The organism is Aeromonas sp. HMWF015, from assembly GCF_963878965.1.
Classification (GTDB): domain Bacteria; phylum Pseudomonadota; class Gammaproteobacteria; order Enterobacterales; family Aeromonadaceae; genus Aeromonas; species Aeromonas veronii.
Genome location: NZ_CAWNZT010000196.1, coordinates 26,992 through 27,968 on the forward strand (window position 1 = coordinate 26,992; position 977 = coordinate 27,968).

The 977-nt window shown below is 60.5% G+C and carries 1 protein-coding gene; it reads left to right on the forward strand.

The window, feature by feature from the left end:
- Nucleotides 1-85: 85 nt before the first annotated feature.
- On the forward strand, nt 86-977 hold an 892-nt coding region (locus AACS18_RS10300; protein WP_258228909.1), incomplete at its 3' end, for an NAD(P)/FAD-dependent oxidoreductase.

The following is a 977-nucleotide window of genomic DNA, read 5'->3' on the forward strand; positions in this document are numbered from 1 at the left end:
TGGTGAGTGGAGGAGGAACTGGGTATTATCGAAACAACTTTGCTTATTTTATTAAACAATTTGCAACCAAGGCAGGATGCTGAGTATGCAGGCAGGAAAGCACAACGGATATCAGGAGCACGTCGCCTCCTACTACGCGGCCACCCGCAACGATCCACAGCAGTGGCCGGAAATCGAGGCCGAGCTGAAAGCGGATGTCTGCATTATCGGCGGCGGTTTTACCGGTCTCAATACCGCTATCAATCTGGCTGATGCCGGCTACAAGGTCGCCTTGCTGGAGGCCAACCGTATCGGCTGGGGCGCCTCCGGGCGCAACGGCGGTCAGCTTATTCGCGGTATCGGCCACGATACCAGCCAGTTTGCCCGCTGGATTGGTGAGGATGGAGTGCGCGAGCTCGACCTGATGGGGCTGGAGGCGGTGCAGCTGGTGCGCGAGCGGGTCGAGCGTTTCAACATCGAGTGCGATCTCACCTGGGGTTACTGCGATCTGGCCACCCGTCAACGCCATCTGGCAGGTTTCGAGGAGGATCTCGACCATCTGGCGAGCCTCGGCTATGAGCACGAACTCAAGCTGGTACCGCGGGAAGATATCCATAGCGTGGTGGGATCGGATCGCTATATCGGCGGCCTCATCGACATGGGCTCCGGCCACCTGCATCCTCTCAATCTTGCGCTCGGCGAGGCGCGAGCCGCTGCCAGCCTCGGGGTCTCCCTGTTTGAACACTCCAGAGTGACCCATATCGAGTACGGCAAGCAGGTGGAGGTGACCACCGCCCACGGCCGGGTCACTGCCGATTATCTGGTGATCGGCTGCAACGCCTATCTCAACGACCTCAATCCGGAGCTGGGAGGGCGGGTGCTGCCCGCGGGCTCCTACATTCTCGCTACCGAGGTGCTGGATCGCCGCTTGCGCCAGCGCTTGCTGCCGCAAAACATGGCGGTGTGCGATCAGAACGTGGCGCTCGACTACTACCGCC